Source organism: Bradyrhizobium sp. LA2.1 (assembly GCF_040547725.1).
Classification (GTDB): domain Bacteria; phylum Pseudomonadota; class Alphaproteobacteria; order Rhizobiales; family Xanthobacteraceae; genus Bradyrhizobium; species Bradyrhizobium barranii.
Window position 1 is genome coordinate 1 of sequence record NZ_JBEPQI010000002.1, and the last position, 19,898, is coordinate 19,898.

The 19,898-nt window shown below is 65.1% G+C and carries 17 protein-coding genes and 1 pseudogene; 14 read left to right on the forward strand and 4 right to left on the reverse strand.

Annotation, left to right across the window (positions count from 1 at the left end; all coding sequences use genetic code 11):
- The first annotated feature begins 136 nt into the window (after positions 1-136).
- Entirely contained in the window at positions 137-514 is a 378-nt protein-coding gene (locus ABIB95_RS02890; RefSeq protein WP_354117392.1) for a VOC family protein, read from the forward strand.
- Positions 515-518: 4 nt separating this feature from the next.
- Here the strand turns inward: ABIB95_RS02890 and ABIB95_RS02895 are convergent, their stop codons facing one another.
- Entirely contained in the window at positions 519-1,124 is a 606-nt protein-coding gene (locus ABIB95_RS02895; protein WP_071915130.1) for an LOG family protein, read from the reverse strand.
- A gap of 200 nt (positions 1,125-1,324) precedes the next feature.
- On the opposite strand from ABIB95_RS02895, the gene ABIB95_RS02900 reads away from it, so the two are divergent.
- From ABIB95_RS02900 to ABIB95_RS02915, 4 genes and pseudogenes are all read left to right on the forward strand, one after another.
- Positions 1,325-3,283 (forward strand): ABCB family ABC transporter ATP-binding protein/permease, encoded by a 1,959-nt coding sequence (locus ABIB95_RS02900; RefSeq protein ID WP_354237853.1) that lies wholly within the window; start codon positions 1,325-1,327, stop codon positions 3,281-3,283.
- A 74-nt stretch (positions 3,284-3,357) separates the two neighbouring features.
- A pseudogene (locus ABIB95_RS02905) lies at positions 3,358-4,068 on the forward strand (phosphatidylserine decarboxylase); the annotation flags it as partial.
- Between the two features lie 86 nt (positions 4,069-4,154).
- On the forward strand, positions 4,155-5,036 hold the full coding sequence (locus ABIB95_RS02910) for a CDP-alcohol phosphatidyltransferase family protein (protein ID WP_028146689.1): 882 nt from the start codon (positions 4,155-4,157) through the stop codon (positions 5,034-5,036).
- Between the two features lie 222 nt (positions 5,037-5,258).
- Positions 5,259-5,978 carry an RraA family protein gene (locus tag ABIB95_RS02915; protein ID WP_354237854.1) on the forward strand — a complete coding sequence of 240 codons (720 nt, stop codon included), beginning with the start codon at positions 5,259-5,261 and terminating at the stop codon, positions 5,976-5,978.
- 16 nt (positions 5,979-5,994) lie between these two features.
- Here the strand turns inward: ABIB95_RS02915 and ABIB95_RS02920 are convergent, their stop codons facing one another.
- Positions 5,995-6,288: a hypothetical protein gene (locus ABIB95_RS02920; RefSeq protein ID WP_354237855.1), complete on the reverse strand. Its 294-nt coding sequence runs from the start codon at positions 6,286-6,288 to the stop codon at positions 5,995-5,997.
- A 100-nt stretch (positions 6,289-6,388) separates the two neighbouring features.
- Here ABIB95_RS02920 and ABIB95_RS02925 point away from each other — a divergent pair, with 100 nt between their 5' ends.
- From ABIB95_RS02925 to ABIB95_RS02965, 9 genes are all read left to right on the forward strand, one after another.
- Entirely contained in the window at positions 6,389-7,213 is an 825-nt protein-coding gene (locus tag ABIB95_RS02925; RefSeq protein ID WP_354237856.1) for an SDR family NAD(P)-dependent oxidoreductase, read from the forward strand.
- Positions 7,214-7,439: 226 nt separating this feature from the next.
- Positions 7,440-8,213: a motility protein A gene (locus ABIB95_RS02930; RefSeq protein ID WP_028146686.1), complete on the forward strand. Its 774-nt coding sequence runs from the start codon at positions 7,440-7,442 to the stop codon at positions 8,211-8,213.
- A 24-nt stretch (positions 8,214-8,237) separates the two neighbouring features.
- Positions 8,238-9,068 (forward strand): flagellar motor protein MotB, encoded by an 831-nt coding sequence (locus ABIB95_RS02935; protein WP_354237857.1) that lies wholly within the window; start codon positions 8,238-8,240, stop codon positions 9,066-9,068.
- Positions 9,069-9,341: 273 nt separating this feature from the next.
- Positions 9,342-11,240 carry a potassium transporter Kup gene (locus ABIB95_RS02940; protein WP_208071040.1) on the forward strand — a complete coding sequence of 633 codons (1,899 nt, stop codon included), beginning with the start codon at positions 9,342-9,344 and terminating at the stop codon, positions 11,238-11,240.
- A 140-nt stretch (positions 11,241-11,380) separates the two neighbouring features.
- A complete protein-coding gene (locus ABIB95_RS02945; protein WP_028146684.1) occupies positions 11,381-13,309 on the forward strand; it encodes a potassium transporter Kup in 1,929 nt (642 codons plus the stop codon).
- Positions 13,310-13,680: 371 nt separating this feature from the next.
- Complete coding sequence (locus ABIB95_RS02950; RefSeq protein ID WP_008139644.1) at positions 13,681-14,007, forward strand: rhodanese-like domain-containing protein; 327 nt, start codon at positions 13,681-13,683, stop codon at positions 14,005-14,007.
- 7 nt (positions 14,008-14,014) lie between these two features.
- Positions 14,015-15,196 carry an aminotransferase gene (locus tag ABIB95_RS02955; protein WP_354237858.1) on the forward strand — a complete coding sequence of 394 codons (1,182 nt, stop codon included), beginning with the start codon at positions 14,015-14,017 and terminating at the stop codon, positions 15,194-15,196.
- Positions 15,197-15,201: 5 nt separating this feature from the next.
- Entirely contained in the window at positions 15,202-16,326 is a 1,125-nt protein-coding gene (locus ABIB95_RS02960; RefSeq protein ID WP_354237859.1) for a polyamine ABC transporter substrate-binding protein, read from the forward strand.
- 300 nt (positions 16,327-16,626) lie between these two features.
- Positions 16,627-17,433, forward strand: coding sequence for an outer membrane protein (locus tag ABIB95_RS02965; RefSeq protein WP_071915118.1), 807 nt, complete (start codon positions 16,627-16,629; stop codon positions 17,431-17,433).
- A 226-nt stretch (positions 17,434-17,659) separates the two neighbouring features.
- On the opposite strand, the gene ABIB95_RS02970 is transcribed toward ABIB95_RS02965, so the two are convergent.
- Positions 17,660-18,592: a lipid A biosynthesis lauroyl acyltransferase gene (locus tag ABIB95_RS02970; protein WP_085404821.1), complete on the reverse strand. Its 933-nt coding sequence runs from the start codon at positions 18,590-18,592 to the stop codon at positions 17,660-17,662.
- Positions 18,593-18,600: 8 nt separating this feature from the next.
- The gene (locus tag ABIB95_RS02975) at positions 18,601-19,878 is read right to left on the reverse strand and encodes a beta-ketoacyl-ACP synthase (protein ID WP_063983968.1); all 1,278 of its coding nucleotides are present in this window, start codon (positions 19,876-19,878) and stop codon (positions 18,601-18,603) included.
- Positions 19,879-19,898: the final 20 nt, after the last annotated feature.

A 19,898-nucleotide genomic window follows, 5' to 3' on the forward strand; every position in this document is an offset into this window, starting at 1 on the left:
GGCATGGACTTGGCCTCCCACGCTGCCAAATCCGTGCACTATGATGTGTCGGCTATGTCCCCGAACACCCGTCGGTCATGTCCCCGGGCTGAACATCGAGCCGGGCGATGACAGCGGAGGTGAGGAGGGGCCAAGCATGATCGACCACATCTCCGTCGGCGTCACCGATCTCGATCGCTCCGCAAAATTCTACGAAGCAACGCTTGCCGCGCTCGGCCTCACGCGCCTCGTCGCGCGGCCGCGGACGATCGGCTTCGGCAAGGCCTATCCCGAGTTCTGGATAAATCTGCGCGAGGGTATGCCGCACGTGGCAGCGGAGAGCGGCGTGCACATCTGCCTGCGGGCGAAGACGACGGCCGAGGTCGATGCGTTTCACGCCGCAGCACTGTCCGCCGGCGGCGCGTCCGACGGCGCGCCGGGTATCCGTCCGCATGACCGCGTGCGCTACTACGCGGCCTTCGTAACCGACCCCGACGGCAACCGGATCGAGGCGGTGACGTTTCCGGCGGAGTAAGGCGCTAGAGCTTGCGCGCCACTTCCGGGGCGAGCTGCGTTTCAGATTCGGCGATCTGTGCCGCTGCCGCCTTCAGCTTTGGCAGAATATCCTCGACGCGATCGGCCTTGAGGATGTCGACCGAAAGGCCGGCGCGGATGAACTCGGTCTGGCGCATGTGCGACAGCAGCGAAAACAGCGGCTCCCAGAAATTGTCGATGTTGGCCAGCAGCACCGGCTTGGCGTGACGGCCGAGCTGTTTCCAGGTCAACTGCTCCACCAGCTCTTCGAGCGTGCCAACGCCGCCCGGCAGCGCCACGAAGGCGTCGGAGCGCTCGAACATCAGCCGCTTGCGCTCGTGCATGTCGGGGGTGACGATCATCTCCTGCACGCGGGTCAGCGCGTTCTCGCGCTTCCGGAGGAATTCAGGAATGATGCCGGTGACGGTGCCGCCGTGATCGAGCACGGAGGTCGCGACCGAGCCCATCAGGCCGAGCGAGCCGCCGCCATAGACCAGGCGGACGTTGTTCTCGGCGAGAGCCTTGCCGAACGCCTTGGCGCCTTCGGTGAAGCTGGGATTGGTTCCTGGGCCGGAGCCGCAATAGACGCAGACAGTTTTGATCGTGCTCATTGGTGCCATGATGCATTGCAGCGCAGGGGCGTCAAGCCCAATCGGTGATTCGGATCACCCGGAAATCTACCGGTAAATGGCGACAAACAATCAAAGATTCGCCATCTGGCGGGGTGCGCTGGCATCGGGAAGGCTCTATATGACGGGCGAAACCGCAAATCGTAACGCTGCCCGCACCCGGCGGGCTTTCAGGCTTCTTGATGGACCAACCTCAATCGTTCGACGGCGCAGACGTTCCCGATCCTCCCGCAGGGGGATCGCTGGAGCGAGCCACGCTGATGGGCACGCTGGCGCATCTGTGGCCCTATATCTGGCCGGGCGACCGTTTCGACCTGAAGATGCGGGTGGTCTGGTCGATGGTGCTGCTGCTCGCCGCCAAGCTGATCACGCTGACCGTGCCGTTCAGCTTCAAATGGGCGACGGATGCGCTGACCGGCGCCAACACCGCGCCGGTGCAGCCCGACAACTGGCATCTCTGGGTGATCGCCTCGCCATTGCTGCTGACCGCAAGCTATGGCGTGACGCGCATCCTGATGGCGGTGCTGACGCAATGGCGCGACGGCATCTTTGCCCGCGTCGCCATGCATGCGGTGCGCAAGCTCGCCACCATCACCTTCATCCACATGCACGAGCTGTCGCTGCGCTTTCACCTCGAGCGCAAGACCGGCGGCCTGACGCGCGTGCTCGAGCGCGGCCGCGAGGGTATCGAGGTCATCGTGCGCATGGTGATCCTCCAGCTGATCCCGACCATCGTCGAGGTCACGCTGCTGCTGGCGGTGCTGCTGTGGCAGTTCGACTGGCGCTACGTGGTCGCGACGCTGATCACGGTCGCGGTCTACATGTACTACACCTACATCGCGACCGAGTGGCGGATCGGCATCCGCCGCAAGATGAACGATTCCGACACCGAGGCGAACACCAAGGCGATCGACTCGCTGCTCAACTACGAGACCGTGAAATATTTCAGCGCGGAGACGCGCGAGGCGCAGCGTTACGACAAGTCGGTCGCGCGCTACGAGGAGTCGAGCGTTCAGGCCTATACCTCGCTCGCGGTGCTCAACACCGGCCAGGCCGTGATCTTCACGCTCGGGCTGACCGCGACCATGCTGATGTGCGCGATCGGCGTGCGCAACGGCACCAACACGGTCGGCGATTTCGTGCTGGTCAATGCCATGATGATCCAGCTCTACCAGCCGCTGAATTTCATGGGCATGGTCTATCGCGAGATCAAGCAGGCGATCATCGACATCGAGAAGATGTTTGGCGTGATCGGCCGCGAGGCCGAGATCAAGGACATGCCCGATGCGCAGCCGCTGGTGGTCTCGGCCGGCAATCTGCGTTTCGAGGACGTGCGCTTTGCCTATGAGCCGACGCGGCCGATCCTCAAGGGCATCAGCTTCGAGGTGCCGGCCGGCAAGACGGTCGCGATCGTCGGCCCGTCGGGGGCGGGCAAGTCGACCATCTCGCGTCTGTTGTTCCGCCTCTACGACATCTCCGGCGGCAAGATCCTGATCGACGGCCAGGACATCCGCGAGGTCACGCAGGCCAGTTTGCGCGCCTCGATCGGCATGGTGCCGCAGGATACGGTGCTGTTCAACGATACCATCCGCTACAACATCCGCTACGGCCGCTGGGATGCCGATGATGCCGAGGTCGAAGAGGCGGCGCGGCTGGCGCAGATCGATCATTTCATCCGCATGGCGCCGATGGGCTACGAGACCCAGGTCGGCGAGCGCGGCCTGAAGCTCTCGGGCGGCGAGAAGCAGCGCGTCGCCATCGCGCGCACCGTGCTCAAGGCGCCGCCGATCCTGGTGCTGGACGAGGCGACCTCGGCGCTCGACACCCACACCGAACACGAGATCCAGGGCGCGCTCGACCGCGTGTCGAAGAACCGCACCTCGCTGGTGATCGCGCACCGGCTGTCCACCATCGTCGGCGCCGACGAGATCATCGTGCTGGACCAGGGCCGGATCGCCGAGCGGGGCACCCACGCCAAGCTGCTCGTGCAGGGCGGCCTTTACGCCAGCATGTGGAACAGGCAGCGCGAAGCCGAGGCGGCACGGGAGAAACTGGCCAAGATGGCCGACAGCAGCGAGGCGCCCAACCGGGAGCCGCCGCCGGTCGACGACGCCCTCGCGACATCAGCGGCCGCGGAGTGACCTTGTCTCCGGTCCCAACTCTGGCCTAAACAACTCCACCGCGCGGGGGCGACCCGGCGCCATCAACTCCCAGGCGGCAGATAGCGATGTCCATCCTCGATTCGATCCAGCGTCAGATCCCGCCGATCCACAAGGAGGGCTATCCCTTCATTGGCGGCTTTGCGCTGGCAAGCCTGATCCTGTTCTGGTTGTGGTCGCCGCTCGGGTGGATCGGCACGATCCTGACCGTGTGGTGCGCGCTGTTTTTCCGCGACCCCGTGCGCGTGACGCCGGTGCGCGAGGGGCTCGTGGTGTCGCCGGCCGACGGCCGCGTCTCGATGATCACCATGGCGCTGCCGCCAGCCGAGCTCGGGCTCGGCGACCGGCCGCTGCCGCGGATCTCGGTGTTCATGAGCGTGTTCAACTGCCACGTGAACCGCAGCCCGATCGCGGGCAGGGTGGACCGCATCGCCTACCGGCCGGGCCTGTTCATCAACGCCGAGCTCGACAAGGCGAGCGAGGACAATGAGCGCAACTCGCTCGTGATCACGACGCCGACGGCGCGGATCGGCGTGATCCAGATCGCGGGGCTCGTCGCCAAGCGCATCGTCTGCTTCGTCAGGGAAGGGCAGGCGATCGGGGCGGGCGAGCGGTTTGGCCTGATCCGCTTCGGCTCGCGCCTCGACGTCTACCTGCCCCTGGGTACCAAGGCGCTGGTGTCGGAAGGGCAGACGGCGATCGCCGGGGAGACGATTTTGGCCGATCTTGCCGGGGACGACCCAAGCCGCGCCTACCGCGCCAATTAACCAATAGTCGGTCCAAAGGGGCCTTCCGCCGCAATGGCGGAGGGGAACAGGGCTTGCTATATCTCGCATTGAGATAAGGACGAGCCATGACGCCCTACGACTTCAAGGATCCTGACGTCCGCCGCCGGCGGTTCCGCCCGATTCCGGTGCGGATGCTTGTGCCCAACGTCATCACGCTGCTGGCGATCTGCGCCGGCCTGACCTCGATCCGGCTGTCGATCGAGGGGCGGATGACGCTCGCGGTCTACGCCATCGTGTTCGCGGCCGCGCTCGACGGCATCGATGGTCGCGTCGCGCGCATGATCAAGGGCCAGTCCAAGTTCGGCGCCGAGCTCGACAGCCTCGCCGACTTCGTCAATTTCGGCGTCGCGCCCGGCCTGATGCTGTACTTCTGGCAGTTGCATGAGCTCGGCAATGCCGGCTGGATCGCCGCCATGGTGTTCGCGATCTCCGGAGGCTTGAGGCTCGCGCGCTTCAACGCCACCATGGACGATCCGAACAAGCCGGCCTTCGCCGCCAATTTCTTCACCGGCGTGCCGGCGCCGGCCGGCGCGATCACCGTGCTGCTGCCGATCTACGTCGCGTTTCTCGATCTCGGCCGGCTGCCCGCGGCGGTGACGGCGGCCTATACGCTCTTGATCGCCTTCCTGATGGTGTCGCGCCTGCCGGTATTCTCCGGCAAGACCAAGCGCATGCGCGTGCCGCCCGAGCTGGTGCTGCCGGCGTTCGTCGCGGTGATCGTCTTCATCGCTATCCTGATCGCCTATCCCTGGCACGTGCTGTCGATCGGCACGGTGCTGTATCTGCTCGGTTTGCCGCTCGGCTACAAATCCTATCGCGACCAGGCGCGCGCGATGGCGGCCACCGCGCCGTCCGGAGGCGAGGTCCCGTCGCCGCCTTCGGCGCCGACGCTGGCCAATTTGTCGGAGCCGCCGCTCGATGACGACCGGCCCGGACGGCTGCACTAAAGCGCGATGAGATTTGGCTGAATCGTCATCACGCTTTAGGTCGTTGTTTGAGCATGATCTTTTCGGAAAACCGCTGCGCACTTTTCCGGATCATGCACTGAGCGGTTTTCGCGGATATCTGCCATGAAGGCGGCCGAGTTGGGTTGAAGCCCGATCTCGGCTATATCGCCCTGTGCCGGCGGCACCGCGCCAACAGCGGCCGCCAATCTGGGAGAGAACGCCGTGACTGATACCGCGACCGGGCCGCTGCCCGCTGCCGTCCTCGAAGCGCTGGGCCGCTATGACACGCCGACGATCTGCAATGCCATGGAGATCGTGGCGCCCGAGCGCCGGTTGATCGGCTACACCACCAAGCAACTGGTCTGCCCATTTCCCGACCTGCCGCCGATCGTCGGCTATGCCCGCACGGTTGCGATCCGCTCGGTGCTGAAGTCCTCGCTGCCGGCCGAAGAGCAGTCCAAGCGCCGCATCGAATATTACGAATATGTCGGCACCGGCCACGGTCCGCGTATCTCGGTGATCCAGGACATCGACGGTCCCGACGTCGGCTACGGCGCGTTCTGGGGCGAGGTGCAGAGCAACGTGCACAAGGCGCTCGGTTGCCTCGGTGTCATCACCGACGGCTCGATCCGCGACATCCCGCAATGGGCCCCTGGCTTCCAGGCGCTGGCCGGCTCGATCGGCCCGTCGCATGCCTGGGTGCATGCGGAAAGTTTTGGTGGCGAGGTGCGCGTCGCCGGCATGACCGTGAAATCCGACGACCTGATCCACGCCGACCAGCACGGCGCGATCGTGATCCCGCTCGACATCGCCGCAAAGCTTCCCGAGGCTGCCGAACTCTGTGGCCGCCGCGAGACGCCGATCCTGGAGATCGCGCGCAGCCCCGACTTCTCGCTGGAGAAGCTGAAGGCCGCGCTGATGCGCTCGGCGGAGATTCACTAAGGGGCGACCGAACGACTTAGGGCCGCGTTGCCGGCCGTGGGCCGCCCTGTTCCGTCAGAAACAGGGCGGCCTGATCCGGCTCGCCGAAGACTGCGGCGGCGCATCCGATCAGGGTGAAGCCGCCGGCGAGATCCCAGAGGGTGATGTCGTCGGCACCATCAGGGACGTGAATCAAACGCGCTGCGATCACGGCAAAGCCCGCCTCGACAAACAGCAAGACGCTGAACGCCGGCAGGACGAGCCCTGGCTCGAGCAGGTGGAGCGCCAGCACCGCCGGCAGCGCGGTGAGAAGACCGAACAGCGTCAACATGGCAAAATGGCTCCTGCGATGGAGCATGCCGCCCGGCGACAGAATACTGCATGATCTCTCGTCGCGGATGTGGCGCAGGGCCGCAGTCGGAGGACGCACAATGAAGATGACTGGCAAAACCGTCCTGATCACCGGTTCGACGGACGGCGTCGGCCGCTACGTCGCGCGCCGGCTGTCCGAAGCAGGTGCGAGGGTCCTGATCCACGGCCGCGATGCCGTGCGCGCGAAGGCGCTGATCGACCAGATCGTGCAGGCCGGCCACGCCGCGCCGACATTCTACCAGGCCGACTTGTCGTCGATGTCAGGCACGCGAGAGCTCGCCGCGGCCGTTATCCGCGATCACCAGCGTCTCGATGTGTTCGTCAGCAACGCCGGCATCGGCTCGCAGAACGACGGACCGCAACGGCAGGAGAGTCCCGACGGCTGCGAACTGCGCTTTGCGGTGAATTACCTCTCGGGCTTCCTGCTTGCGCATCTGCTGCTGCCGCTGTTGACGTCCGCGGCACCTTCGCGCGTCGTCAATGTTGCCTCCCTCGGTCAGCATCCGATCGATTTCGGCGACGTCATGATCGGCAGGGGCTACAGCGGTTCACGCGCCTACGCCCAGAGCAAGCTCGCGCAGATCATGTTCACCATCGATTTCGCGGAGGAATTGAAGCGCACGGGCATCACCGTCAACGCGCTGCATCCGGCGACCTACATGAACACCACGATGGTGCGTGCCGGCGGCATCACGCCGATCTCGACGGTGGAGCAGGGCGGTGCGGCGATCCTGCACCTTGTCGAAGGCGACGACGTCGCCGGCAAGAGCGGACTGTTCTTCAACGGCATGAACGAGACCCGCGCCAATCCGCAGGCCTACGATGCCGGCGCGCGCAGGCGCCTGCGCGCACTCAGCCTCGAGCTGACCGGGCTTTCGTCCTGAGCTGCCGTCCTGGCGCCCCGCAATCATGGTTAGCGAAGTGTTGAGATTCCCGTCGGTCGCGGGCAAAGCCGGCGCCCTGTCAGCGCGCTGCGTCGGTCTGGCGCCCCGGCTCAACTTAACCTTTACGCGGCTTTAAGGGGGGCACTCTAGGGTTTCCGATGCGGTTCGGGGTTGGGCCGCGCCAGCGGCCAGGACGGCCGTTGTTGCGTTCGCGTTGGAGTGTCCCATGGATATCATGACGAGCGTCGGGCTCATTGCGGGCATCATCGTCATTACGGCGATGATCTTCATGGGCGGCGACCTCCACATGTTCATCTCCGAACATGCCATGATCATCATCTTCGGCGGCTCGGTCTCGGCCACCATGATCCGCTTTCCGCTCAGCGCGCTCCTGCACGGCCTTCCGCTCGGCGCCAAGTTCGCTTTCACCATGAGCCGCCTGTCGGCGCACGACCTCGTCGACGAGCTCGCCCGCATCGCCGAGATCGCCCGCAAGCAGGGCCCGGTCGGCCTCGAAAAGGTCGAGACCGACGAGCCGTTCCTGGCCAAGGGCATCCGCTACGTCGCCGACGGCTACGACCTCGACTTCATCCGCGACAATCTCGAGCGCGACCGCGACAACTTCCTCATGCACCTCGACGAAGGCAGCAAGATCTACCGCGCCATCGGCGACTGCGCTCCGGCCTTCGGCATGATCGGCACCCTGATCGGCATGGTGCAGATGTTCGCCAACATGACCGATCCCTCCAAGCTCGGCCCGTTCATGGCGACCGCGCTGCTCGCAACCCTCTATGGTGCGCTCGTCGCGAACCTGTTCTGTCTGCCGATCGCCGACAAGCTGCACGGCAAGCTGCTCGACGAGGAAACCAACCGCACGCTGATCATCGACGGCATCCTGATGATCCGTGACTCCAAGAGCCCGACGCTCGTGCGCGAAATGCTGCTGGCTTATTTGCCGGAGAAGCATCGTCACGCCGAGGGCGAGCCGGTGCCGGCGTAAAGCCGCCGCCCGGGATCTCGAGAGATGGCCAAGAAGAAGCGCGGCGATGCTCACGGTGGCGGTCACGGCTGGTTCGTGACCTTCGCCGACCTGATGGGCCTGATGATGAGCTTCTTCGTGATGCTCGTGGCGTTCTCGACCCAGGACGCCAACAAGCTGAAGATCGTCGCCGGCTCCATGCGCGACGCATTCGGCGTGCAGAGCGAAGCGCGCTACGCCGGCATCGTCGAGTCCGACGGCCTGCCGACCCGCCCGCGGCTGAAGAACGTCGACCACATCCAGCCCGAGGACGCGTCCAACACGCCGACGCCGGATCAGGAGGACCGCGACCGCACGTCGGGCGCGAAGATCAAGGTCGACCGCAACTTTGCGCTCGCCGCCGCCTCGCTGCGCCAGGCGCTGCAGGACATGCCGGAACTGACCGAGATGTCCAAGCACATCATGTTCGAGGAGACCAAGCAGGGCCTCAACCTGGAGATCGTCGACCAGGATGGCCGCTCGATGTTCGCCGACGGCTCCAAGGTGCCGTATGACCGCACCCGCCGCCTGATCGAGAAGCTCGCGATCCCGCTGAAGGCAACGCCGCTCCGTGTCTCCATCGCTGGCCACACCGCGGCCGGATTCGTGCCGACCCGCAGCGACTATGGCGCCTTCGACCTGTCGGCCGATCGCGCCAATTCCGTGCGTCAGATCCTCGAACGCGAGGGCCTGCCGCCGTCTCACATCTTCGCCGTCGCCGGCAAGGCGGACACCCAGCCGCTGTTTCCGGACGATCCCTCGCTCGCGGCCAACCGGCGGGTGACGATCACACTGATGCGCGAGGATCCGCCGCTGCCGCCGAATCTGAAGCCGTAGAGCGTTTCGCGCGAAGCGGCCGCCGGTTTCGCGTGAAGAAAACGCGTCAAACCCGGAATCTCGAGGCCCGTTCCGCCTCCCGCGGAGCGGAAGGCTGTGGGCACTTGCGCTACCATCTTACCTGAGGCATGTCGTCGCGCTAACAACGATCGTTGCTGCGCCGTCACAGCATCCGCCCCGGCGGCTGCTATGGTGGTGTGCCGATTGACAGGCGCGCCGGAACGGTCAAAAGGCGCCGGATCAATTCTCGGGAAGAAGCGTTTCTCATCTCACATGACGGCGAGCATCACATCGACCGACGCTCAGGACGGGCCGGTCACCTCGGGTTTCTGGGGCCTGACGCTCGGAAGCATCGGTGTTGTCTTCGGCGATATCGGCACCTCGCCGCTGTACGCATTCCACGAGGCGGTCAGGGGCGCGGCCCATGGCGAGCCGGTCTCGCGGGTCATGGTGCTCGGCGTGCTCTCGCTGATTCTCTGGGCGCTCTTTATCGTCGTCACCGCCAAATACGTCCTGCTCCTGCTGCGCGCCGACAATAACGGGGAGGGCGGCACGCTCTCGCTGATGGCACTCGGCCAGCGCGCGCTCGGGCGGCGAAGCTGGTTTCTGATGGCGCTCGGCGTGGTCGGCGCCTCCATGTTCATCGGCGATTCCATGATCACGCCGGCAATCTCGGTGCTGTCGGCGGTCGAGGGTCTGAAGCTCGTGACCCCCGCCTTCGACCACTATGTCGTACCGCTCACCGTCATCATCCTGGTGTTGCTGTTCGCGGTCCAGAGCAAGGGGACGGCGCTGGTGGCCTCGGCCTTCGGGCCGGTGATGGTGATCTGGTTCACCGTTCTTGCGGTGATGGGCGCCGTGCACATCGCCGATGATCCGTCGGTGCTGGCGGCAATCAATCCCTATTACGCGCTGCAATTCCTGCTGTCGCACGGCACGATCGGTCTGGTCACGCTGGGCGCCGTGTTCCTGGCGGTGACGGGCGGCGAGGCGCTCTACGCCGATCTCGGCCATTTCGGCCGCAAGCCGATCCAGTCGGCCTGGATGTTCTTCGTGCTGCCCGCGCTCCTGATCAACTATTTCGGGCAGGGCGCGCTGGTGCTGTCCGATCCCAGCGCGATCGAGCATTCGTTCTATCGCATGGTGCCCGAGAGTCTGGTGCTGCCGCTGGTTGGACTTGCGACCGCGGCGACCGTGATCGCGAGCCAGGCCGTGATCACCGGCGCCTATTCGCTGGTCTATCAGGCGGTGCAGCTTGGCCTCCTGCCGCGCTTCGAGGTGCGCTACACCTCCGAGACCCATGCCGGGCAGATCTATCTGCCGCGTGTGAACCGGCTGCTGCTGATCGGCGTGATGCTGCTGGTGCTGTTGTTCCACACCCCCAGCAATCTGGCTTCGGCCTACGGCATCGCGGTCTCCACCACCATGGTCGCCGACGGCGTCATGGGCTTCGTCGTGATCTGGAAACTGTGGAACTGGCGCGCTGCGACGGCTGCGGCGGTGATCGTGCCCTTCGTCGTCGTCGACATCAGCTTCTTCAGCGCCAATCTGCTCAAGCTGCTCGAGGGCGCCTGGGTGCCGCTGCTGTTCGGCGCGGTCATGGCCGGGACGATCTGGACCTGGCGCAAGGGGACCGGCATCCTGCTCCAGAAGACGCGCCGGATCGAGGTGCCGCTCGACGACCTGATCCGCAGCCTCGAAAAACGCCCGCCGCACATCGTCAAGGGCACCGCGGTGTTCCTCACCAGCGATCCCGCCTTCGTGCCGACCTCGCTGCTGCACAATCTCAAGCACAACAAGGTGCTGCATGAGCACAACGTGGTCCTGACCATCGAGACCGCGCACACGCCGCGGGTCGAGCTGTCCGAGCGGTTCCGCATGGAGAAGATCAGCGACAAGTTCTCCAAGGTCAGGCTGCGCTTCGGCTACATGGAGCAGCCGAACGTGCCGAAAGCGCTGGCGATCGCCCGCAAGCAGGGCTGGCAGTTCGACATCATGTCGACCTCGTTCTTCGTGTCGCGAAGGTCGCTCAAGGCCTCGGCCCAGTCGGGCATGCCGCTGTGGCAGGATCACCTCTTCATCGCGCTGAGCCGGTCCGCCAACGACGCCACTGACTATTTCCAGATTCCGACCGGGCGGGTGGTTGAAGTCGGCACCCAAGTCACCATCTGAACGCAATTGGCCTACTCATGCAAATTTCGCATGGCAAGGGCCCAAAATCGGGCTAGGCTATGCCGGCAGCGCAGGACTATAAGCCGCGCGCTCTTCCGCCGTTGTGCAGTGAAGCATTCTAGAGGCCACTGGGCTCTCCCATGACAAGTGACGTAGCGATTTCCGCCCCGGAAACGGCGGCGGCCAATGGGCATGGCGAAGCCCACACCACCGCCCGTTTCGGTGCGCTGACGCTCGGCAGCATCGGCGTCGTCTACGGTGATATCGGCACCAGCCCGCTCTACGCGTTCCGCGAGGCGGTGATGGCGGCCTCGGGCGCGGAGGGGGTGCCGACGCCGGCGGCCGTGCTCGGCGTGCTCTCGCTGATCCTGTGGGCGCTCATCGTCGTGGTGACGCTCAAATACGTCGTGATCCTGCTCCGTGCCGACAACAATGGCGAGGGCGGCACGCTGGCGCTGATGGCGCTGGCCCAGCGCGCGGTCGGCACCGGCGGGGCGACCATCGTCCTGCTCGGCATCATTTCCGGCGCCCTGTTCTACGGCGACGCCGTGATCACGCCGGCGCTTTCGGTGCTGTCGGCCATCGAAGGCATGAAGGACGTCACCCTGCACTTCGAGCCCTACATCGTTCCGTTGACCGTGATCATCCTGGTCGGCCTGTTCGCCGTGCAGTCGCGTGGCACCGCCCGCGTCGCCGCGTTCTTTGGTCCCGTGATGTGCGTCTGGTTCGCGGTGATCGCGATCGCGGCAATCCACCCGATCATCGAGCAGCCGCAGGTGCTGTTCGCGTTGAACCCGCTCTACGCCGTGTCCTTCATGTTCCATCACGGCATCATTGGTTTCGTGACGCTGGGCGCCGTGTTCCTGGCGGTCACCGGTGCCGAGGCGCTCTATGCTGACCTCGGCCATTTCGGCAAGCGGCCGATCCAGACCGCCTGGCTGTTCATCGTGCTGCCGTCGCTGGCGCTGAACTATCTGGGGCAGGGCGCTCTCGTCCTCGGCGATCCCGGCGCGATTGTGAGCCCGTTCTTTCAGCTGTTCCCGCAAGGCTTTTTCCGCGGTTGCATGGTCGTTCTCGCCACCGCCGCGACGGTGATCGCGAGCCAGGCCGTCATCACCGGTGCCTATTCGCTGACGCGCCAGGCGATTCAGCTCGGGCTGCTGCCGCGCTTCGAAATTCGCCATACCTCTGAAGCCCATTCGGGCCAGATCTTCATCCCGCGCATCAACCAGCTTCTGCTGGTCGCGGTGGTGCTGCTGGTGCTGCTGTTCCGTTCCTCCAGCGCGCTGGCATCGGCCTATGGCATCTCGGTCACCGGGACCATGGTGGTCACGGCGATGATGGGTTTCGTCGTGATCTGGAAGGTCTGGAAGTGGTCGCCGTTCGCTGCCGCCGCCCTGATCGTGCCGTTCCTGTTCCTCGACCTGACCTTCCTCGCCGCCAACCTGCTCAAGGTGTTCGAGGGCGGCTGGGTGCCGCTGGCGCTCGGCGCGCTCATGATCATCCTGATGTACACGTGGCGGCGCGGCAGCCGGCTGCTGTTCGAGAAGTCGCGCAAGCTCGAATTCCCGCTCGCCGACCTCGTGGCGATGCTGGAGAAGCGGCCGCCGCAGCGCGTGCCCGGCACCGCGGTGTTCCTGACCTCCGACCCGCTCAGCGCCCCGACCGCGCTGATGCATAGTCTGAAACACTACAAAGTACTTCACGAGAAGAATGTCATTCTCACCATCGAGACCGCGCAGACCCCGCGGATCGATCCGGCCGAGCGCGTGAGACTGGAGCAGATCTCACCGACCTTCTCCAAGGTGACGCTGAAGTTCGGCTTCATGGAATCGCCCAATGTGCCGAAGGCGCTGGCGATCGCCCGCAAGCTCGGCTGGCAGTTCGACATCATGTCGACCTCGTTCTTCCTGTCGCGCAGGGCGCTCAAGCCCGCCGCCCATTCCGGCATGCCGCGCTGGCAGGACCGGCTGTTCATCTCGCTCAGCCGCTCCGCCAACGACGCCACCGACTATTTCCAGATCCCCTCCGGCCGCGTGGTCGAGGTCGGTACCCAGGTCACGATCTAGAGCCACCGCCGTCGTCGCCCGGCTTGACCGGGCGACCCAGTATTCCAGAAACGGCACGGCTAGAACCGAGAAGCCGCGGCGTACTGGCTTCCCCGCTTGCCGCCTACGCTAAAGCTGCGGCGGCCCTGGACCTCAGCCCCGGCGAAGCCTTGGCGTAGCCCGGGTCGCGGGGAATGACACCGAGCGCGTGGTGGGATGCGAAGCAGGAGTTTCAGGCATCCTGAAAGCCGCACTTCAAGTCGCTGCGATTTAGCTTTAACTTGCGGGATGCAGCTCAAGCCTTTGTAGCGCTTGATTTTCGCCTGCCGAGAGGCGAGGTTGCCGCCCGCCGGGATCGCCCCGGCAGGCGGCTCGTGACGTTGGAGGATGATGTGGCAAACCAGGTACAGGATCTGACCCCGGACGAGGTCTCCAAGGGTGTCGCGGAAGGGCGCTATCTCCTTGTCGACGTGCGCGAGCCGAACGAGGTCGAGGCCGAGGCCTATCCCTACGGCGTCGTCGTGCCGCTCTCGACCTTCGATCCCAAGGCGATCCCCGATCCCCAGGGCAAGGAGGTCGTGTTCGCCTGCCGCTCGGGCAAGCGCTCGGTGACGGCCTCGCTCGCGGCGCAGGCGGCGGGTCTGCCTTACGACAAGCATCTGGCCGGCGGCATGCTGGGGTGGAAGGCAGCGGGTCTTCCCAGCAAGGTCGGTGGCTGACCTCGCGATGACGACCAAGAGCTCCTCGCTGAACAAGGTCTTTGCCGACCTTCCCGTCACCATCTTCGAGGCGATGTCGCAGGCCGCGCGCGACAACAACGCCATCAATCTCGGCCAGGGCTTTCCCGACGATCCCGGGCCTGAGGACATCCGCCGCGCCGCGGCCGATGCCTCGCTGAACGGCTACAACCAGTACCCCTCGATGATGGGCCTGCCGGAGCTGCGCCAGGCGATCGCGACTCATTACGGGCACTGGCACGGCCTCAAGCTCGATCCGATGAGCGAGGTGATGGTGACCTCCGGCGGCACCGAGGCGCTGACCTCGGCGATCCTCGCGGTGGTCCAGCCCGGCGACGAGGTGGTCTGCTTCCAGCCGGTCTATGATTCCTACCTGCCGATCATCCGCCAGGCCGGCGGCATTCCGCGCCTCGTCCGCCTCGAGCCGCCGCACTGGCGGCTGAATGAGGACATGCTGAAAAGCGTCTTCAATTCAAAGACCAAGGCGGTGCTCTTCAACAATCCCCTGAATCCGTCCGCAGTGGTCTATCCGCGCGAGGACCTCGAGCTGCTCGCCCGCTACTGCCAGGAGTTCGACGTCATCGCGATCTGCGACGAGGTCTGGGAGCACGTCACCTTCGACGAGCACAAGCACGTCCCGCTGATCACCATCCCCGGCATGCGCGATCGCACCATCAAGGTCGGCTCGGCCGGAAAGATATTCTCGCTGACCGGCTGGAAGATCGGCTTCGTCTGCGCCGCGCCGCCGCTGCTGCGGGTGGCCGCCAAGGTGCACCAGTTCCTGACCTTCACCACCGCACCGAACCTCCAGGCCGCCGTCGCCTATGGGCTCGGCAAGTCCGACGACTACTTCCTGTCGATGCGCAAGGACCTGACGCGAAGCAGGGACCGCCTGACCAGGGGACTGGAGAGCCTCGGCTTCCCCGTGCTGAAGTCGCAGGGCACCTACTTCCTCACCGTCGACCTGTCGCCGCTCGGGCTCAACGAGAGCGATACCGAGTTCTGCTGGCGGATCGTGAAGGATTACAAGGTCGCGGCGATCCCGGTGTCGGCCTTCTACGAGCAGGACGCGGTGACCTCCGTGGTCCGCTTCTGCTTTGCCAAGAAGGACGCGACGCTCGACACCGCGCTGGAGCGGTTGTCGGACGCGGTGCGCGGACGCAAGAGGTAGGAAAGATGACGAACGTCGGCCGCTCCTGGCGTTGCCTTGGTTTTGCAATCGCCGCAGCGCTGACGTTGCTTTCCGCCCCCGCAGGGGCCGAGGAGCGGGTCGTCAACTTCTACAACTGGTCGAACTACATGGCGCCTGACGTCCTTGATGCCTTCACCAAGGAGACCGGCATCAAGGTGGTCTACGACACGTTCGACGCCAACGAGACGCTGGAGACGCGCCTGATGGCCGGCAAGTCCGGCTACGACGTCGTGGTGCCCACGGCCTATTTCCTCCAGCGCCAGATCAAGGCCAACATCTTCCAGAAGCTCGACAAGTCGAAGCTGCCGAACCTCTCAAATGCCTGGCCGGTGGTGACCGAGCGCCTTGGCATTTACGACCCCGGCAATGTCTACGCCGCCAACTACATGTGGGGCACGACGGGCATCGGCTACAACGTCGCCAAGGTGAAGCAGATCCTGGGAGCCGACGCGAAGATCGACAGCTGGGACATCGTCTTCAAGCCGGAGAATTTGGCGAAGTTCAAAGACTGCGGCGTCCACATGCTCGACTCCGCCGACGACATTTTTCCGGCGGCGCTGAACTATCTCGGGCTCGATCCGAACTCGACCAAGCAGGCCGACCTCGAGAAGGCCGCCGACGTCGTCGCGAAGGTCCGCCCGTCCGTGCGCAAGTTTCATTCGTCCGAATATCTCAGCGCGCTCGCCACCGGCGAGATCTGCTTCGTGGTCGGCTGGTCCGGCGACATCATGCAGGCGCGCGCCCGCGCAGCGGAGGCCAAGAAAGAGAACAGCAGCGGCATAGAGATCGGCTACGCCATCCCGAAGGAGGGCGCGCAGATGTTCTTCGACAATCTCGCGATCCCCGCCGATGCCAAGAACGTCAAGGAAGCCTACGAGCTGATCAACTATCTCTACCGTCCGGACGTCGCCGCGAAGAACTCGGACTTCCTGTCCTACGCCAATGGCAACCTCGCCAGCCAGAAGCTGGTCGACCCGAAGATTCTGAACGACAAGAACATCTATCCGGACGAGGCGACGCTCGCAAAACTGTTCGTCATCACGGCGCGTGAGCCGGCGACGCAGCGGGTGATCAATCGGCTGTGGACGAAGGTGAAGACGGGGCGGTAGTCGCTCTGGGAACCGCCCGGAAGCCAAAATCTGCAAAACAACCCCATGCACAGTAGAAGCGTCACCTGCGGGTCGCCGGCGGTGGCGGTGCTTAAGTCGCGATGACGCCTGGCTTCATCGACGCGCGGACGCAATGACCTGAAGCAGCGCGCGCGGTGCCGATCTCCGGCCGGTCTTCTCAGATTGCGCATACAACCTTACGTCGTTGCGATGGTATCCGGATGTGTCCTTGGGGTGACAGCGTCCGGCGCGGTTCCGGTGTATGGAACCGGAATATATTCGTTCATAGGAATTGCCCCAATGAAGAAAATTGTTCTGGCTGCGGCCGGCTCGTTGCTGTTCGTCACCGCTGCGTCGGCGGCTGACATGGCCCCGCGTTACACCAAGGCTCCTGTCGTGGCGCCGGTCTACAATTGGGGCGGTCTCTATCTCGGTATCAACGGTGGCGGCGGTTCTGCGCACACCTGCTGGGACATCTTCAACGATTCCGGCTTCCCGATCGTGCCGTCAGTTCCCGAGGGGTGCCACAACGCGACAGGCGCCACCGTCGGTGGACAGATCGGCTATCGCTGGCAGGCGACCAACTGGGTGTTCGGCCTAGAGGCGCAGGGCAACTGGGCCGATTTTAGGGGTAGCAATGCGAGTCAGTATGCCGTCTTTGGTACCACCTCTCTCCTCAACGACGTCACCAAGGTCGACGCCTTCGGCCTGTTCACGGGGCAGGTCGGATACGCCTTCAACAATGTGCTGCTCTATGCCAAGGGCGGTGCGGCCGTCGTTCACGACAAATACTCGCTCACGGTGACGCCGGCCGGCGCGGCCGCTCTCGCGCCGTTCTTCGCCGTCGTCGCCGGCCAGACCGGTGCCGTCGGCTCCGAGACGCGTTGGGGAGGGACCGTCGGTGCGGGAATCGAGTTCGGCTTCGCGCCGGGCTGGTCCGTCGCCGTCGAATACGATCATCTGTTCATGGGCAGCCGGGACGTGACCACGAACACCATTGCGCCCTTCGCCGCGCCGCCAAGCACCCACCGCATCAGCCAGGACATCGACATCGGCACGGTGCGCGTGAACTACACCTTCGGCGGACCGGTGGTCGCGAAGTACTGAACGGTTCGAGAGCTTGAACGCGAAGGCCCCGGTCATGCGCCGGGGCCTTTTTGTTTGGGACGAAGTCTTTCGGTAGAGAGAAGGCCGGACCCTCACCCTGAGGAGCGCGCTCTTCGCGCGCGTCTCGAAGGGCGAGGCCACCGGCCGGGCCTGCATCCTTCGAGACGCGCGTTTCGCGCTCCTCAGGATGAGGAATAAGTAGCCGCGTTAGCCGTTTGACGGCTCGCTACCGCCACCTTCTATGCAGCCACAGCCACTGCTCGGGATGCTCGCGCACCCAGCTTTCCACCACGCTCGTGATCGCCTGCGTCGTGCCCTGGATGTCGATCTTGCCGTCGGCGTCGCGCACCGGCTTGATCTCCTCGGTCAGCTCGCCGCGGAAACGGTTGCCGGGCAGGCGGATGATACGGACGCCGTGGATCGGGCATTCGACCTGGCGCAGCAGGCGCGCCAGCATCGGATTGGCGCGGGTCTTGCGGCCGAAGAAGGTGACCTCGACGCCGCCGGTCAGGTACTGGTCGATCAGCATGGCGACGTGCTTGCCGTCCTTCAGCGCCTGCGCGAGCCGCAGCGGCGCATCGCGCCCCGCGGGGATCAGCGTGCCCATGTTGACCTGGCGCATCTCCTGGATGATGCGGTCGGCAGAGGCGATGTTCGGCCGGCGATAGAGGATCGCAGTGTCCAGCCCATGCGCGACGGCGGCGAGCGCCGGCAGTTCCCAGTTGGCGAGATGGGCTGCAAAGATCAGCGCCGGCTTGCCGTCGTCGCGGATCTGGTCGAACAGCTCGATGCTGCGCTGGGGCAGTTCGATCCGGCTCTTTTCCGGATGATCGCGGTCGTAATCCCAGACTTGGTCCATATGGGCGAATTCGGCACCGACGCGGCCGAGATTGTCCCACACGCCCATCAGGATGGTTTCGATTTCTTCCGGCGACTTCTCCGGAAATGCCGCGGTGAGGTTGGCGCGGCCGATGCGGTGCTCGCGCAGGCGCGGGCCGATCGTCTTCACCACGCGGGAGAAGAAGTCCGAGGTCTTGGCCGGATCGAAATAGCGCGTGGTGCGCAGCATGCCGACGGTGGTGGCCCCGATCAGGCTTCCGCCGAGCGACTTGGCAGCCTCCCGCGCGCGGGCCTTGATGCTCGCAGGTAACAGCGCCATGCGTCCGGTCAGGCCGGTTCGCGGGTCAGGATCAGCGAGGCGTTCTGGCCGCCGAAGCCGAACGAGTTCGACATGACCGCGGTGACGCGGGCATCGCGCGCCTTGTTGCCGACGACGTCGAACAGGATCGTGGGATCCGGATTGTCGTAGTTGATCGTCGGCGGAATGCGCTGATGCTCGAGGGTGAGCAGCGAGAAGATCGCTTCGACCGCGCCCGCGGCCGAGATGGTGTGGCCGACCATCGACTTGTTGGAGGTCACCGGGATCTTCTGCGCGAGATCGCCGAACACGGCCGATGTCGTGTTGAACTCCATCTTGTCGTTCTCGGGCGTCGCGGTGCCGTGCGCGTTGATGTGGTCGATCTGGTCCGGCGTCATGCCGGCATCGGCCAGCGTCTTGTTCATGCAGCCGATGATCGGCTTGCCATCAGGCGAAGAGCGGGTGCGGTGGAAGGAATCGGTGAGCTCGCCGCAGCCGGCGATCACGCCGAGGATTTTTGCGCCGCGCGCGGTCGCTGCTTCGTAGCTTTCCAGCACGAGGGCGCCGGCGCCTTCGGCCATGACAAAACCGTCGCGGTTCTTGGAGAAGGGGCGGGAGGCCGCCTGCGGCGGATCGTTCTGGGTCGACAGCGCCGAGAGCAGCGAGAACCGCACGAGAGCTTCGGGGTTCACGGTGCCGTCGGTTGCCACGCACAGCGCGGCATCGGTCTCGCCGCGGCGGATCGCCTCGACGCCGAGCTGGATCGAGGTCGCGCCCGAGGCGCAGGCCGTCGACAGCGAGATCGGCGAGCCCTTGGTGCCGAAGGTCTCGGCGAGATAAGCTGCTACCGAGCCGAACATGAAGCGGTGGTGATAGGCGCTGTACTTGCCGCCGCCGGAGATGCGCAGCAGATCGTCATAGGTGATATCCTGCGCGCCGACGGCACGGCCGAGCTCACGGCGCTGCGGCCACTCGACTTCGACCGGTGCAACCGCAAGGAAGAGCGGACCGGGGAAATCGGCCTTGGCGCCGATGCCGGCCTGCGCGAGCGCTTCCTGCGTGACGAGCTCAGCCATCCGCTCGGACAGGCCGGTGGAGGAGAACGGATCGACGCTGACGAAATCGACCGTGCCGGCCATCGTCGTCCTCAGGCCGTCGACCGGAAAGCGCGTGATGGTGCGGATGCCGGATTCGCCGGCCACGAGCTTCGCCCAATTGTCGGCCTTGCCGTTGCCGAGCGAGGTCATGATGCCCATGCCGGTGACGACGACGACGGGACGCCCGAGTTTGTCGCGTGGTGCAGTCATGTCGATCCCCCGATTGAGCT

Coding starts and splice junctions, on each gene's coding strand:
- ABIB95_RS02890 (WP_354117392.1), top strand. CDS start 137: ATGATCGACCACATCTCCGTCGGCGTCACCGATCTCGATCGCTCCGCA.
- ABIB95_RS02895 (WP_071915130.1), bottom strand. CDS start 1,124: ATGAGCACGATCAAAACTGTCTGCGTCTATTGCGGCTCCGGCCCAGGA.
- ABIB95_RS02900 (WP_354237853.1), top strand. CDS start 1,325: ATGGACCAACCTCAATCGTTCGACGGCGCAGACGTTCCCGATCCTCCC.
- ABIB95_RS02910 (WP_028146689.1), top strand. CDS start 4,155: ATGACGCCCTACGACTTCAAGGATCCTGACGTCCGCCGCCGGCGGTTC.
- ABIB95_RS02920 (WP_354237855.1), bottom strand. CDS start 6,288: ATGTTGACGCTGTTCGGTCTTCTCACCGCGCTGCCGGCGGTGCTGGCG.
- ABIB95_RS02925 (WP_354237856.1), top strand. CDS start 6,389: ATGAAGATGACTGGCAAAACCGTCCTGATCACCGGTTCGACGGACGGC.
- ABIB95_RS02930 (WP_028146686.1), top strand. CDS start 7,440: ATGGATATCATGACGAGCGTCGGGCTCATTGCGGGCATCATCGTCATT.
- ABIB95_RS02935 (WP_354237857.1), top strand. CDS start 8,238: ATGGCCAAGAAGAAGCGCGGCGATGCTCACGGTGGCGGTCACGGCTGG.
- ABIB95_RS02940 (WP_208071040.1), top strand. CDS start 9,342: ATGACGGCGAGCATCACATCGACCGACGCTCAGGACGGGCCGGTCACC.
- ABIB95_RS02945 (WP_028146684.1), top strand. CDS start 11,381: ATGACAAGTGACGTAGCGATTTCCGCCCCGGAAACGGCGGCGGCCAAT.
- ABIB95_RS02955 (WP_354237858.1), top strand. CDS start 14,015: ATGACGACCAAGAGCTCCTCGCTGAACAAGGTCTTTGCCGACCTTCCC.
- ABIB95_RS02960 (WP_354237859.1), top strand. CDS start 15,202: ATGACGAACGTCGGCCGCTCCTGGCGTTGCCTTGGTTTTGCAATCGCC.
- ABIB95_RS02965 (WP_071915118.1), top strand. CDS start 16,627: ATGAAGAAAATTGTTCTGGCTGCGGCCGGCTCGTTGCTGTTCGTCACC.
- ABIB95_RS02970 (WP_085404821.1), bottom strand. CDS start 18,592: ATGGCGCTGTTACCTGCGAGCATCAAGGCCCGCGCGCGGGAGGCTGCC.
- ABIB95_RS02975 (WP_063983968.1), bottom strand. CDS start 19,878: ATGACTGCACCACGCGACAAACTCGGGCGTCCCGTCGTCGTCGTCACC.